This window comes from Pseudoduganella sp. R-34 (genome assembly GCF_049904655.1).
Classification (GTDB): domain Bacteria; phylum Pseudomonadota; class Gammaproteobacteria; order Burkholderiales; family Burkholderiaceae_D; genus Rugamonas.
This window is the reverse complement of record NZ_CP184572.1, coordinates 1,837,848-1,853,775: the sequence shown is the minus strand read 5'-3', so window position 1 is coordinate 1,853,775 and position 15,928 is coordinate 1,837,848. Positions and strand designations below refer to the sequence as shown.

At 60.8% G+C, this 15,928-nt stretch carries 7 protein-coding genes; 4 read left to right on the top strand and 3 right to left on the bottom strand.

Annotated features, from left to right (window positions below; all coding sequences use genetic code 11):
* Nucleotides 1-138 precede the first annotated feature (138 nt).
* Entirely contained in the window at nt 139-2,955 is a 2,817-nt protein-coding gene (locus ACN9MW_RS08570) for a TonB-dependent receptor (protein ID WP_426169797.1), read from the top strand.
* Between the two features lie 392 nt (nt 2,956-3,347).
* Nucleotides 3,348-6,140, top strand: coding sequence for a TonB-dependent receptor domain-containing protein (locus tag ACN9MW_RS08565; protein WP_426169794.1), 2,793 nt, complete (start codon nt 3,348-3,350; stop codon nt 6,138-6,140).
* A 128-nt stretch (nt 6,141-6,268) separates the two neighbouring features.
* Here ACN9MW_RS08565 and aroG read toward each other — a convergent pair whose 3' ends face one another.
* Nucleotides 6,269-7,327, bottom strand: a complete 1,059-nt coding sequence (gene aroG, locus ACN9MW_RS08560) for a 3-deoxy-7-phosphoheptulonate synthase AroG (RefSeq protein WP_426169791.1) — start codon at nt 7,325-7,327, stop codon at nt 6,269-6,271.
* A 435-nt stretch (nt 7,328-7,762) separates the two neighbouring features.
* On the opposite strand from aroG, the gene ACN9MW_RS08555 reads away from it, so the two are divergent.
* Both ACN9MW_RS08555 and ACN9MW_RS08550 read left to right on the top strand, forming a co-directional pair.
* Nucleotides 7,763-10,402, top strand: coding sequence for a TonB-dependent receptor (locus tag ACN9MW_RS08555; protein WP_426169789.1), 2,640 nt, complete (start codon nt 7,763-7,765; stop codon nt 10,400-10,402).
* Nucleotides 10,403-10,803: 401 nt separating this feature from the next.
* Nucleotides 10,804-13,677: a TonB-dependent receptor gene (locus ACN9MW_RS08550; protein WP_426169787.1), complete on the top strand. Its 2,874-nt coding sequence runs from the start codon at nt 10,804-10,806 to the stop codon at nt 13,675-13,677.
* A 58-nt stretch (nt 13,678-13,735) separates the two neighbouring features.
* On the opposite strand, the gene udk is transcribed toward ACN9MW_RS08550, so the two are convergent.
* Together udk and tldD are read right to left on the bottom strand one after the other, a co-directional pair.
* Nucleotides 13,736-14,368, bottom strand: a complete 633-nt coding sequence (gene udk / locus ACN9MW_RS08545) for a uridine kinase (protein ID WP_426169784.1) — start codon at nt 14,366-14,368, stop codon at nt 13,736-13,738.
* Nucleotides 14,369-14,430: 62 nt separating this feature from the next.
* On the bottom strand, nt 14,431-15,891 hold the full coding sequence (tldD, locus tag ACN9MW_RS08540; protein ID WP_426169782.1) for a metalloprotease TldD: 1,461 nt from the start codon (nt 15,889-15,891) through the stop codon (nt 14,431-14,433).
* Nucleotides 15,892-15,928: the final 37 nt, after the last annotated feature.

Below are 15,928 nucleotides of genomic sequence, written 5' to 3'. Positions count from 1 at the left end.
CCGCCCGCGCAAGTTGGCGGGGATTTTTTTATTGTCGCCTAATGTTTCATTTGTTTCACTTATCAAACATCCATTGCCAAACTAAGCCGCCGATGATCTGATAACACTCCCATTAATTTATTACTGAGATGTTTATCAATGATCATCGAGAAAGCCCTGTCGCGCACCCTGCGCGTGATGTTCGCCGGTAGCCTGGCCATCGGCAGCGCCGCCGCCATTGCCCAGGAAGCAAGCCCCGAAGCGCCGATGCAGCGCGTTGAAATCACCGGTTCCAGCATCAAGCGTATTGCTGCCGAATCCTCGCTGCCGGTGCAATCGTTCAGCCAGAAAGACATCAAGAAATCCGGCGTGTCCACCGTGACCGACTTCATCCAGCAACTGCCAGCCATGCAGGGCTTCTCCGTGGCGGCCGACTCGGTCGGCGGCGGCGGCGGCGGCGTGACCACCGCCTCCATCCACGACATCGGCGCCGCCTACACCCTGGTGCTGCTGAACGGCCGCCGCGTCGCCCCGGCCAACTCCGGCACCACCATCGACCTGAACTCCATCCCGCTGTCGGCCATCGAGCGCGTGGAAGTGCTGACCGACGGCGCCTCCGCCCTGTACGGCGCCGACGCCATCGCTGGCGTGGTCAATTTCATCCTGAAAAAGGGTGCCACCGACTGGGAAATCAACGCCAAGTACTCGCGCCCTGAGCAGAGCGGTGGCGCCAGCAATGCCATCTCGCTGAGCAAGGGCTTTGGCGACATCGATGAAGACGGCTACAGCGTGTTCTTCTCGGTCAGCCACGATGAGCAAAAGCAGCTCAAGGCGTCCCAGCGCGACTTCGCGCGGACCGGCATCATCAACTTCACCGACCCGTCCAACGGCAAGCAGCTGCAGTTCATCAACGGCTCTTCCCGTTCGCTGCCAGCCAACGCCGGCGTGACGTACAACTCCAGCGAGATCGACCCAGGCACAGGCCAGCCGGTGGAAAAGACCGTCAACCTGAACCCGTATGCGCTGGCCCACGGCGGCAAGTGCGCCGCGGTCAACGCCGACTTCTACGGCGACGGCAACTGTTACTTCGACAGCGCCTCGACCATCGAGATCAACCCGAAATCGCAGCGCGACGCCCTGTTCTCGTCCGGTAGCGTCAAGCTCGGCAATTCCGGCTTCAAGGGCTTCTACGACCTGGCTTACACCGAAGCGAAAGTCGTCGCCTCGATCGCGCCTTACCCGGCCGACTTCTCGGTCGCCAAGGGTTCGGCTTTGTACAACAAGTACATCCAGCCACACCTGAGCGCCGAACAGGACGCCGGGGCCACCTCGGTCGTGGCCAAGTACCGCCTGTACGAAATGGGCAACCGCACCTATGACTACGGCACCAAGGCGACCCACCTGGTGGCTGGCGTGGACGGCGCGATTGCAGGCTGGGATGTCAACTCGGCCCTGACCTACTCCAAGAACAAGCAGACCCAGAAGTACGTCGGCGGCTTCCCGCTGGCGGACAAGTTCCAGGCTGCGATCGACGCCGGCAGCATCGACCCGTTCGCATACGGCCTGGGCGAAATGCCGCAAGCCATGCGCGACACCCTGCTGTCGACCGGATTCAACGGCACCTACAACACCCAGACCGTGGAAATGAAGGGCTGGGATGCCCGTGCCTCGCGCGAAGCGTTCACCCTGCCAGGCGGCGCGGCCCAGGTCGGCGTCGGCGTCGACTACCGCAACACCTCGTTCAAGGTCAACCAGGCCGACGTGGCCAAGAACGCCCAGATCCTGTTCGACAACCCGCAGGTGGACAGCGCCTACGAGCGCGACAACTTTGGCGCCTACACCGAGCTGGTCATGCCCGTCAGCAAAGCGCTGGAACTGACCGGTTCCGCCCGCTACGACCAGATCGGCGCCATCGACAACAACCTGACCGGCCAAAAAGTCGGCAACAAGGAAAACGCTGCCACCTGGAAGCTGAGCGCCAAGTACACCGCGGCCAGGAACCTCTTGTTCCGCGCCGCAGCCGGCACCGGCTTCCGCGCTGCCTCGATGCAGGAAATCGCCGGCCCGCTGGAAGACTGGGGCGTCACTGGCGGCAACTACCAGTGCCCGCTGACTGGCACCAGCCACCCGCTGGCCTCCTACTGCAACGGCGTGGTACGCCAGCAGTTCGAAGCCTTCCAGGGCGGCAACCCCGACCTGAAGCCGGAGAAATCCAAGCAGTGGAGCATCGGCACCGTGTTCGAGCCGACCAACTCGCTGTCGATGTCGCTTGACTTGTGGAACGTGGAAATCCGCGACCAGGTGACCGCCGTCTCCGAAGGCCTGATCTTCGACAACCCGGCCAAGTATGCCGAGCTGTTCACCACCAAGCACATCGGCTCGACCGGCAAGGACGTGCTGGCCATCAAGCTGCTGCCGATCAATATCGGCAAGGTGGAAAACCGCGGCGTCGACTATGACTTCACCCACAAGACCAAGCTGTTCGACGGCAAGCTGACCAGCCGCCTGGCCGGCACCTGGCTGATCCGTTCGCGCTACACCACGCCAGGCACCGACGACCAGTGGGAATCGAGCCTGAACCGCTACGGTTCGAACGACAAGGTCAGCTTCCGCCACGTGGTGCGCGCGTCGACCAGTTTCGAGCAGGCGCAATGGACCCATACCCTGAGCGCCAGCTACCGCAACGGTTACACCGACAAGGAACAATCCGTCGATGACTGCGCCGTGATCGTGGCTGGCCAACCGGGCGAATGCTATGGCATCACCCTGCAGGTGCCGAGCTACACCACCTTCGACCTGCAGACGGCTTACCGCCCGGTGAAGAACCTGGAAATCACCGGCGGCATCATCAACCTGTTCGACCGCGACCCGCCGTTCACCCTGCGCAACACCGGCTCGCACCAGGTGGGTTACAACCCATCCTATTCGTCGGCACTGGGTCGCCAGTTTTATGTGAGCGCCTCCTACAAGTTCTAAGCTGCAACGCTAAGACCAGCCCCGCCTGCCCGGGCGGGGCTTTTTATCGTTTCTGTAATTTTTGTGGCAAATCGGGCACACTTCCTTCCGTTTCAAAAGCTGCATTTCGGCAAATTCGAGCTCAATGTCAATTGCTCAAATTGTCGCCATTCCATCACTAAATCTCCTAACTCAGGCCAATTTACGTCTTTTCCATCGTTCCAAGCCAGCGCCAAAGCTGAAGTTGTCTCGATAACTTGCGACTTGGTTCTCATTGACACAGTTCGTCAATGAATGATTTGATAAGCGCGGACGTAAAGCAGAGACCACAAGTTGCACTGTTTGTCGTCAAACAAAAATTAAGGGCTGGCAACGGCCTTAAACAGTTTGTAATTCTTGGGAGTATCAAAGATATGTTGAAGGAAACCATTCTGTCCCGCTCGGTCCGCGTGATCTGCGCGGGGGGCCTGGCGCTTGGCATGCACGCCGCATTCGCACAAGAAGCAGCTGAACAGCCAATGCAACGCGTGGAAATCACCGGTTCCTCGATCAAGCGCATCGCTGCTGAGGCATCGCTGCCGGTTCAGACATTCAGCCAGAAGGATATCCAGCGCACCGGCGTCACCTCGGTCACCGACTTCATCCAGCAACTGCCTGTGATGCAGGGCTTCACCGCGTCGTCCGACTCGGTCGGCGGCGGCGGCGGCGGCCTGACCACCGCATCCATCCACGGTGTTGGCGAATCCTACACCCTGGTCCTGGTTAACGGCCGTCGTATCGCACCTGCGACCTCCGGCACCACCATCGACATCAGCACCATCCCGCTGGCAGCCGTTGAGCGTATCGAAGTGCTGACCGACGGTGCTTCCGCACTGTACGGCGCAGACGCGATCGCGGGCGTGGTTAACTTCATCATGAAGAAGGGCGCAGCTCCCCTGACCATCGACGCTAAATACAGCAAGCCACAGCACCCAGGCGGCACCGACCGCACCGTGTCCATTTCCAAAGGTTTCGGCGACTATGAGAATGATGGCTACAGCCTGTTCATGTCCTACAGCCACCAGGACGCCGACCGCCTGAAGGCTTCGCAGCGCGACTTCGCCAAGACCGGCATCATCAATTTCAACGATCCCAAGACCGGCAAGCCACTGCAGTTCTTCAACGGTTCTTCGCGGTCGATCCCTCCGAACGTGACCGTTGGCTACCTGGACAGCGCCGGCGAGAAGAGCTCGGTCTCGGTCAACCCTTACCTGAAGCTCAACGGCAAGTGCCCAGCCGCTCACGTTGATCTGGGCGACGGCCAGTGCTACTTCGACTACACCACCTCGGTGGAAATCTCTCCTGAAATCAAGCGCGATGGCTTCTGGGCCTCTGGCAGCCTGAAACTGGGCAACACCGGCTGGAAAGCCTTCTCCGATATCTCTTACAACAAGTCGGATATCTACGCCACCATCGCTCCATACCCAGCTGAATTCTCGCTGGCGAAGTCGAGCCCGCTATTCACCAAATACGTGCAGCCTTACCTGACCGCTGAGCAGCTCAACGGCATGACCTCGGCAACCGTCAAGTACCGTCTGCAAGACCTGGGTGGCCGCGCTTACGACTACCAGAGCAAGGCAAGCAACATCGTCGCTGGCGTGGAAGGTTCGGCAGCAGGCTGGGATATCAATTCCGCTGTGGTCTACTCTCGCAACAAGCAACCACAGAACTATCTGGGCGGCTTCCCGCTGGCCGACAAGTTCGATGCAGCTGTTGCGGCCGGCAAACTGGACCCGTTCCCATACGCACTCGGCGAAATGCCTCAGGACATGCAGGACGTGCTGCGCTCCACCCAATACGTTGGCAACTACAACACTACCGACGTTAAAGTGTACGGCTGGGACCTGCACGGTTCCCGCGAAGCCTTCTCCCTGCCGGCCGGCCCTGCCATGCTGGGTATGGGCGTAGACATTCGCAAGACCAAGTTCTCTCAGCTGGCTAACCAGGCTGTGGCAAATGCCGAAATCCTGTTCGACGACGTGCAGCCGGAATTCGCCTTCTCGCGCAAGAGCGGCGGCGTGTTCGGCGAACTGGAGACCCCAATCACCAAGGATTGGTCGGTTACCACTTCGGCGCGCTATGACCGCGTGACCAAGCTGAGCGACGACCTGCATGGCGGCAACCTGGGCAAAGATCAGTCCGCAGGCACCTTCAAGGTCAGCACCCGCTGGCAGCCAACCAAGACCATGGTATTCCGTGGCGCTTACGGCACCGGTTTCAAGGTCGCTTCCATGACCCAGATCGGCCAGCCACTGGCTGACTTCGGCGTGACCGGCGGTACCTACAACTGCCCTCTGAGCGCAGCCAATGGCCTGCAGAACCACCCACTGGCCCAATACTGCGACACCCGCGGCCAGCTGGAAGTGTTCCAGGGCGGCAACACCGAACTGAAGCCGGAAAAATCGCGCCAGTGGACCCTGGGTGCAGTATTCGAGCCAACTTCGAACTTCAGCGCCAAGATCGACCTGTGGTCGGTTGAAATCCGTGATGCGGTTGCCAGCGTCAGCGAAGACCTGATCGCCACCAACCCGAACAAGTACATCGAACTGTACACGGTGAAGCATAAGGCCTCCACCGGCCTGGACAAACTGGCTATCAAACTGCTGCCAATCAACATCGGCCGTCAGGAAAACAAGGGCGTGGACTACGACTTCCAGTTCCGCGAGAAAGTCTGGGAAGGCAAGCTGACCGCTCGCCTGGCCGGTACTTACCTGTACCACTCGAAGTACACCACTCCAGGTACCGACGACGAATGGCAGTCGAGCCTGAACGTGTACGGCGTCGATAACGCTGTGCAGTTCCGCAACGTGATCGCCACCAGCCTGACCTACGACATCGGTCGCTTCACCCACAACCTGACCGGCAACTTCCGCAATGGTTACAAGGACAAGCACCACGACGTGGACAACTGCGCGGTCAACACCAACGACGCAGCGGCGGAGTGCGTGGACGTGCAACTGGACGTGCCAAGCTACACCACCTTCGACTGGCAGACCACCTTCCGCGCCATCAAGGGCCTGGACCTGACCTTCGGCGTGAAGAACCTGACCGACCGCAACCCACCGCTGTCGCTGCGTAACACTGGTTCTCACCAGCTGGGCTACGACCCACGCTACGCCAGCGCGATCGGCCGTACCTACTACGTTGGCGCAACGTACAAGTACTGATCGCTGAAGTAGCCTGAGTGCAAAAAACCCCACCTGCGCAATGCGCAGGTGGGGTTTTTTTATTGCTTTTTCAGCCTGCAGCCTTCGCAGATCGAACCCGCCCCTTGGGGCAGGCTCAAACCGCAGGTTTATTCGCCTTGCAGGCGGCGCTGGCGCACTGCGGCAGCCAGGTTTTCCAGCACCAGTACGCTGGCATCCCAGTCGATGCAGCCATCGGTGATCGACTGGCCGTAGGTCAATTCCTTGCCTGGCACCAGGTCCTGGCGTCCTGCCACCAGGTGCGATTCCACCATGACGCCAACGATGCGCGTATCGCCGCCCGCCACCTGCTGCGCGATGTCGGCGCAGACCGGTACCTGGTTTTCCGGCTTCTTCGAGGAATTGGCGTGCGAAGCATCGATCATCAGGCGCGCTGCCAGGCCGTAGCCGGAAATGGCCTTGCACGCTTCTTCCACGCTGGCCGCATCATAGTTCGGGGTCTTGCCTCCGCGCAGGATGATGTGGCAATCCTCATTGCCGTTGGTCGACACGATCGCCGAATGGCCGCCCTTGGTCACGGACAGGAAGTGGTGCGGCTGCGAAGCGGCCTTGATCGCTTCCACGGCGATCTTGGTGTTGCCGTCCGTGCCGTTCTTGAAGCCCACCGGGCAGGACAGGCCGGAAGCCAGTTCGCGGTGCACCTGGGATTCGGTGGTGCGGGCACCGATCGCGCCCCAGGAGATCAGGTCGGCGATGTACTGCGGGCTGATCACGTCCAGGAATTCGGTGCCGGCCGGCAGACCCATCTCATTGATGTCGCGCAGCAGTTCGCGCGCCATGCGCAGGCCATCGTTGATGCGGAAGCTGTTGTCCATGTAGGGGTCGTTGATCATGCCCTTCCAACCCACCGTGGTACGCGGCTTTTCGAAGTACACGCGCATCACGATTTCCAGGTCGCCCTTGAGGCGTTCGCGTACCGGCGCCAGGCGCCGCGCATACTCCAGCGCGGCTTTCGGGTCGTGGATCGAGCATGGGCCGATCACCACCATCAGGCGGTCGTCCTGTCCATGCAGGATGCGATGCAGCGCGACGCGCGCTTGGGAGGCCGTGTTGGATGCCGCTTCCGTGCAGGGAAATTCGCGAATCAGGTGCGACGGTGGCGTCAGCTCCTTCATTTCACGAATACGCAGGTCGTCGGTACGTTGCATGATGGTTTCTCCTGAGACTTAAATAAAATCGGTAAAAAAAAACCGCCATTACTGGCGGTTTGTCTTGTATCTGCTGGGATCTCGTTTTGCTGCTACGTGAACCGGCCGCTACTCCACCGCCTTTGGGTTGGAATTGCTAAAGTAAAAAAAGCCGGTAAAAAAGTGCAGGTGCATGGGTAGAGTTCCGCGGATTTCGATCCACTATAACAACAGTTAGCGCCCATTGCAAGCGAGGCTTGAGTTCGCTTGCAAGCAGGAAGTAGACGCGCAGGCGCAACACAAAAGAGTTTCCGAATAGTAGTTTTTGGCGATTGTTATCAGATATCAAATAGAATTTGTTCAACCTTTGCAAGTGCCTAACTCAAGCACTTCCGTCAGTCTTGGCACACCTTCTATTTGAGGAGAAGTACGTTGGCTACAATCAAGGCTAAATCCATGATCTATTCCCTGTTGTCAGCATTCGGCGCACTGGCGGTGTTGCCGGCCATGGCGCAGCAACAGGCTCCTGAAGAAAAAATGATCCGCGTCGAAGTGACCGGTTCGTCCATCAAGCGGCTGGTGTCGGAAACCTCCCAGCCGCTTTCCGTGTTCAAGGCCGAGGAATTCACCAAGCAAGGCCTGACCACCGCCCAGGAAGTCCTGGACCGCATCCCGTCCAACCAGACCAGTATGGGTGCCGGCAACGTGGTGGGCGGCAACGCCAGCGGCCTGCCGACCGGCGGCCAGGCCGTGGCCGACCTGCGCGGCCTCGGCGGCGACAAGACCCTGGTGCTGCTGAATGGCCGCCGCATCGCCAACCACCCCTATGACGGTGCCAGCGTCGACCTGAACGTGATCCCGGTGGCGGCACTGGAGCGGGTCGAAGTACTGCGCGACGGTGCTTCGGCCATCTACGGTACCGATGCCATCGGCGGCGTCATCAACTTCATCACCAAGCGTTCCGTGACCGGCACCACCGTCACGGCCGAGACCATGCTGCCGCGCGAATCGGGCGGCAAGGAACGCCGCGCCAATATCGTCAGCGGCATCGGCAACCTCGACCAGGATGGCTGGAACCTGATGGGCGTGCTGGACTGGCAGAAGCAGGATGTACTGACCTCGCAGCAACGCGACTTCTCGAAGACTGCCGTGATCCCCGAACGCGGCATGACTGTATCGGACGGCACCTCCGGCACTACCTTCCCCGGCAACTACTTCGATCCGGTCACCGAAGCCACCGGCAACCCCGGCTTTGCCGGCGGCTGCAACCCGCCGCTCTCGCTGCCGCGCGCCTCGGATGGCACCTGCCGCCAGGACTATACGCGCCAGATCGACGACCTGCCTGAGCAGGACCGCCTGGTCTTCTTCGGCAAGGCAGCATTCAAGCTGAACGCCGATACCACGGCCAGCCTGGAATACCTGCACTCGCGTAACAAGGTCGTGTCGCGCACCGCGCCGCCGCCGCAGACCGGCCTGTCGCTGCCCATCACCAGCCCTTACTATCCAGGTAATTCGGGCGGCGTGCCGGCCCAGCCTAACCTGTCGGGCGAGCCGCTGTCGGTCAACTGGCGTCCAACGGAAGCCGGCCAGCGCCGCATCAACTCCAAGGGTGAAGGCGACCGCCTGGTGGCCGCGCTGGAAGGCATCGCCGCAGGCTGGGACTACAAGGCCGGCCTGAACCACTCGGTCAGCAAGTCTGAAGAAAACTTTACCGGCGGCTATGTGCAGGACGCCGGCTTCGCTGCCGGCGTGCAGAACGGCATCCTGAATCCCTTCGGCCTGCAAAATGAAGCCGGCCGTGCCTACCTGGCCAGCGTGGCCCTGCGCGGCAAGGTGCAGGACGCCAAGAACAAGTCCACTACCTTTGACATCAAAGGTTCGCGCGACGTGATGCAACTGGCCGGCGGCGCCATGGCGGTCGCGCTCGGCGCCGAATACCGCAAGGAAGACGCCGACTTCAACGTGAACCGCGATATCGCGGGCCAGGCGTCCAGCTCCGGCCTGTCCGGTTCGCAGTCCAAGACCGGTTCGCGCAATGTGAAAGCGGTGTACGGCGAATTGAGCGTGCCGCTGATCAAGGACCTCGACATCCAGGCCGCGGTGCGCTACGACCATTACAGCGATGCGGGCAGCACCACCAATCCGAAACTGGGCGTGCGCTACCAGCCGATGCAGCAACTGCTGCTGCGCGCATCGGCCAGCACCGGCTTCCGCGCCCCGACCCTGTTCGAGAAGAACGCGCCGCAGTCGAAGAACGACACCAGCAACTCCTACGACGACCCGATCCTGTGCCCGGGCGGCGTGCCGCAGCCTGGAGCCAACCCGCTGCGCGATTGCGACCTGCAGCAGTTCAAGCTGCAAGGCGGCAATGCTGCGCTGACGCCGGAAAAATCCAAGACCTTCTCCTTCGGCGCCGTGTTCGAGCCGGTGCGCAATACGACCATTGCGCTGGACTACTGGAACATCCGCCTGAAAGACAAGATCGGCGCCCTGCCGGAGCAAGCGATCTACGGCAACTATGCGAAGTACAAGGATCGCTTCCTGCGCAACCCGGACGGCTCGCCGTTCGCCATCCTCGACCTGAACGAAAACCTGGGCCGGGTCAAGACCGACGGTATCGACCTGAGTGCAACTGTCAGCTCCGGCCGCACCGCATACGGCAACTTCAGCTTCACCCTGGACGGTACCTGGGTCCACAGCTACAAGTACCAGAACGAGCGCGACGGCGCGTTCATCCAGAACGTCGGTACTTACGGCGACAACGGCCCGATCATGCGCTGGCGCCACAACGCCTCGCTGACCTGGCGCGAAGGCCCATGGAGCGCGACGCTGTCGCAAAACTTCAAGTCCGGTTATGTAGACCAGAACTTCGTGGCGCCGGAATTCTTCAACAAGGTCGACTCCTACCAGCTGTGGAACCTGTCGGCGACCTACACCGGCTGGAAGGGCCTGACCCTGACTGGCGGCGTGAAGAACCTGCTGGACAAGGACCCGCCGTTCACCAACCAGGGCACCGTGTTCCAGAAGGGGTATGACCCGCGCTACTCCGACCCGATCGGCCGCGCCATCTACCTGCGCGCCAGCTACAGCTTCTGACTCGTGCGTAATAATACGTAAGCTAAAGCGAAATACGGTATCTAAAACTAAACCCCAATTGTTGGCATCCAACAATTGGGGTTCTTTAATTGGTCGGCTTGTTTAGCTTTCTGCCGGTAATTCTGTTGTTTTTACGCGAACCGCTTGTTACACAATCGCCGCGCGGGAAGAAAGCCGAAAGATTAATTGAAACCACCAAAAAGTCGTATACACAGGTGAATTCCCTCGATTTCGCTACATTTTCGCGACATTTGGACTGTTTTGCGCAAATGATACTTTTCATTTGAAAGTTATTTTCGGCAAAGATTTTTTGTAACGCCCTATTCCCTTGCCAATTGAAAAATATTATAAAAGATAGATCTCTTGCAAAAGAGTTATCCCCACCTTTTGGAGAATGTTCAATGCAACAAAAGAAACTGGTTGTGAATCTGCGCCGCTGCCTGCCTTACCTGGCTGCGCCGCTGCTGCTGTCTTCTGTGGCCGCCCAAGCCCAGCAGGCCACCGCGCCAATCCAGCGCGTTGAAATCACCGGCTCGCACATCCGTCGTGCCGAAGCCGAATCCGCGAACCCGATCCAGGTGCTGTCGCGTGCGGACATTGAAAAGTCCGGCAAGACTACCGTCTCCGAACTGCTGCAGACGCTGGCAGTCGACAACCAGGGTTCGGTCCCGACTTCCTTCGGTAATGGCTTCGCTTCGGGCGCATCGGGCATCTCCCTGCGCGGCCTGGGCGCGGCGTCCACCCTGGTACTGCTGAATGGCCGCCGCATGGCGCCGTACGGCCTCGCCGACGACGGCCAAAAGGTGTTCTCGGACCTGAACGTGATCCCGGCCGAAGCTGTCGAGCGCGTTGAGATTCTGAAAGGCGGCGCTTCCGCACTGTACGGTTCGGACGCGATTGCCGGCGTGGTCAACATCATCCTGCGCAAGGAATTCAAAGGCACCACCGTGCGCGCCAGCCAAGGCCTGTCGCAAGAACGCGACGGCGGCGATACCCGACTGGCCCTGACCACCGGCTTCGGCGACCTGGACAGCGACCGCTACAACGTGCTGTTCAACGCCGAATTCGGCCTCAAGCGCGAAGTATGGAACCGCGACCGCAGCGACCGCGGTGCCATCGGCAAGAGCGACCTGCGCGACTTCGGCTTCAGCGCCCAGGAAGCGCTGGGCGGCACTGGCGCCATCACGGGCACCAACGCCGCTGGTAGTTCCATCGTCGGTAACGTGCGCAACCCGGCCACGTCGAAGTACTACAGCCGCGGCAACATGGCTGCTGACACGGGCTTCACTCGCACCTTCCCGGGCGCAGATTGCAGCAAGCTGACCAGCCACCCGCAGGGTGACCCAGGTGGCGGCTGCCTGACCGATGCCGCGCAGGAATACGGCCAAATCCAGCCACGCCAGAAAACTGCCAACCTGTTCACCCGTGCCACCATTAATCTGAACCAGGACTGGCAAGCCTACTTTGAAGGCAACGCCTACCGCAGCGAATCGATCGCCAGCGGTACCCCGTCCGGCATTTCCGGCAGCGTTGGCTATCCAGGCGGCCCGGTCAGCAACGCGGCCGTGGCCTTGGGCGCGAGCCACCCGGACAACCCATATTTCGGCACCGACGCCCGCGTGCGTTACCTGGCCGCGGACGTCGGCCCACGCGTGAGCAACGTTGACTCCAACTTCTACCGCGCCTTGATCGGCGTGAAGGGTACGGCTGCAGGCTGGGATATCGACACCGCCTACTTGTATTCGGCAACCAAGGTCAGCAATGATCGCACCGGCTACCTGCAGCGCGATGTCACCTTCGCCTTGCTGAACCCGACCGGCCCGGGCACCACCGGCGCCAATGTACTCGCAGCCATGAAGAACGCCCGCTATGCTGCTCTGCCAGCTGGCACCTTCTGGCGCATCGGCGAGAACGCCGGCCTGAACTCGCGCGAAATGTACGCAGCTCTGTCGCCAATGATCTCCAACGATGCCGCAACCAGCATCTCGCAACTCGACTTCAAGGCTTCACGTGAAATCGCCAAGTGGGAAGCAGGTTCGGTTGGCTTGGCATTCGGCGCCGAATACCGCCGCGCCGAAACCCGCCTGGATCCGACCGAGGGCACCGACAAGGGCAACATCATTGGCCTGGGTTACTCGGCCTATGACGGCAAACGTAACGAAAGCGCAGTGTACGCTGAAATGGCGATCCCACTGCATAAGACCCTGGAAGCGCAGACCGCAATTCGTTGGGACCATTTCTCTGACGTCGGCAATTCCTACACGCCGAAGCTGGGCTTGAAGTGGACCCCGACCGGCAACTTTGCCCTGCGTGCCAACCTGGAGCGCGGCTTCCGTGCGCCTAGTGCTGCGGAAAACGGTAAAGGCGGCTTGGCAGCGTTCTCCACCGCAGAGGACCCGGTTCGTTGCGCCCTGGGCGTAGATGTGGGATGTAGCCCTGCTTCGGTTGCCATCATCACCAGCCCGAACCCTGCCCTGTCGCCAGAACGCTCGAAGAGCTACTCGCTGGGGATGGTGTGGGATCCGATGCCGCGTACCAGCCTGGCGGTCGACTTCTGGCAGATCAAGCGCAAGAACGAGATCAACCAGGAGCAGACCGACGCCGCAATCGCTGCTGGCCACATTGCGCGTGACCCGTCGACTGCCGATCCCGACCATCCTGGCGACCCTGGCCAAATCACCGCCGTGTTGGCGAAATACGTGAACTCGGCCTCGACCATTGTACGAGGTGTCGACCTGGATGCACGTAAGTCCTTCACACTGGGCGATGGCAATGGCACCCTGACCATCGACGCCAAGTGGACCCACCTGTTCAAGTTTGAACGGACGGAGCAGGACGGCAGCAAGCGTGACTACGCAGGTACCCACGGTAACTGCGACGCCACCAACTGCATGGGCACTCCTGACAACCGCGTGAACCTGGGCGCCACTTGGGAACGTGATGCGCTGCGCCTGTCGCTGAACATGAACTACCGCGACAAGCTGGACAACATCAACTTCAAGGATGACCCAGATGGTTGCGCCTCGCACTTCGCCGAAGGCTTTGGCGGTGGCCCGGCACCAGCAGGTTGCAAGATCTCGTCCTTCACCACGTTCGACATGGTGGGCCGTTATCGCCTGAGCGACAAAGCTGAACTGTTCGGTTCGATCAACAACCTGTTCGACAAGAAGGCTCCGCTCGATCCGCTGACCTACGGCGCCACCAGCTACAATCCGCTGGACTACAGCGGCGCGCTGGGCCGTTACTTCAACATCGGCCTGCGCTACAAGTTCTAAGCAGGCGGGGCACCTCGCCCCTGACAGCCGCGCCCTTCGGGGCGCGGTTTTTTTTTGATTACTCGCCTTTGATCAGGCTCGCTACCTTGGTGGTGATGATGTCCACCGCCGGCCCGTTGGCGCCGTGCGGCAGGATCACGTGCGCGTGGCGCTTGGTCGGCTCGATGAACTGCTTGTACATCGGCCGCACGGTTTCCATGTATTGATTGATCACGCTCTCGGTGCTGCGGCCGCGCTCCGCGATATCGCGCTGCAGGCGGCGGATAAAGCGTACGTCAGCCGCGGTGTCGACGAAGATCTTCAGCGACATCTGCTTGCGCAGGTCGGCGTCGTACAGCGCGAACAGGCCCTCGACGACGATCACCGGCGCCGGCTTGACCGTGATGGTCCGGGTGGTGCGGTTGTCGATGGAGAAGTCATACACCGGCATCTCGATCGACTGGCCCTCACGCAACTTTTGCAGATGTTCGATCATCAGGGCCCAGTCAAAGGCTTCCGGATGGTCGTAATTGACCTTGCGCCGGTCTTCGGGCGACATATGGGTCTGGTCCAGGTAGTAGTCATCCTGCAGGACAACCGACACCACCTCCGAGCCAAAGGATTTCAGCACTTCGCGCGTGACCGTCGACTTGCCGCTGCCGCTGCCGCCTGCGACGCCAATCACGAAGGGTTTGTTGCTCGAATTGTTCATGTGATTTCCGTCCCAGGCAAAAAAAACCGGGTATTTTACCCGGTCTTTGCGCTGCCCCCGTTTTAGGCGGTGCCGCCGACTGTCACGCCATCCAGGCGCAAGGTCGGCTGGCCGACGCCGACCGGCACGCTCTGCCCCTCCTTGCCGCACACGCCGACACCCGGGTCGAGCTTCATGTCGTTGCCGATCATGGTGATGCGGTTCATCACGTCCGGGCCGTTGCCGATCAGGGTGGCGCCCTTGACCGGATAGGTCACCTTGCCGTCTTCGATCATGTAGGCCTCGGAAGCCGAGAACACGAACTTGCCGTTGGTGATGTCGACCTGGCCGCCGCCGAAGTTGACCGCGTAGATGCCGTTCTTCACAGAAGCCAGGATTTCCTGGGGATCCTTGTCGCCGCCCAGCATATAGGTGTTGGTCATGCGCGGCATCGGCAGGTGCGCGAACGACTCGCGGCGCGCATTGCCGGTGACGTTCATCTTCATCAGGCGCGCATTCATGGTGTCCTGGATATAACCCTTCAGCACGCCGTCTTCGATCAGCGTCGTGCACTGGGTCGGGTTGCCCTCGTCGTCGATGTTGAGCGAGCCGCGGCGGTTGGCCAGCGTGCCGTCATCGACCACGGTGACGCCCTTGGCTGCCACGCGCTCGCCGATGCGGCCGGAGAAAGTGGAAGAACCCTTGCGGTTGAAATCGCCCTCCAGGCCGTGGCCGATCGCTTCGTGCAGCAGGATGCCCGGCCAGCCCGGGCCCAGCACCACGGTCATCGGGCCTGCCGGCGCCGGGCGCGAATCAAGGTTCACCAGGGCCGATTTCACCGCATCGGTCGCATACTGGTCCAGCAGCGCGTCGGTGAAATAGCTGTATTCATAGCGCCCGCCACCGCCGGAAGAGCCGACTTCGCGGCGGCCGTTCTGTTCCACGATCACGGTCACCGACACGCGCACCAGCGGGCGGATGTCGGCCGCCAGCACGCCATCGCTGCGCACCACCAGCACTACGTCGTATTCGCCAGCCAGGCCAGCCATCACCTGCACCACGCGCGGATCCTTGGCGCGCGCCATCTTCTCCACGCGTTCGAGCAGCTTGACCTTGGATGCCGCATCAAGCGACACCAGCGGGTCATGCGGCATGTACAGCGAACGGCCGCCGACCGGCGACATCTTGCCGGCCACCTTGATCTTGCCGGCGCCAGCGCGGGCAATGGTGCGCGTTGCCGCGGCAGCGTCCAGCAGCGCCGCTTCGGAGATCTCATCGGAATAGGAGAAGGCGGTCTTGTCGCCCGACACGGCGCGCACGCCGACGCCCTGGTCGATCGAGAACGAACCGGTCTTGACGATGCCTTCTTCCAGGCTCCAGCCCTCGTTCTTGGTGAACTGGAAGTACAGGTCGGCGTAGTCGACCTTATGGGTGAACATGCTGCCGAGTGCAGTCAGCAGCTTGCTTTCATCCAGGCCAAAAGGCGTCAGCAAGATATCTTTCGCTGCGGCCATGGCGGACAGGTTAGGGTCGAATGGTTTCATATGAGAAGAATTCTTTGAAATGTGCTCTTAGCCGAAT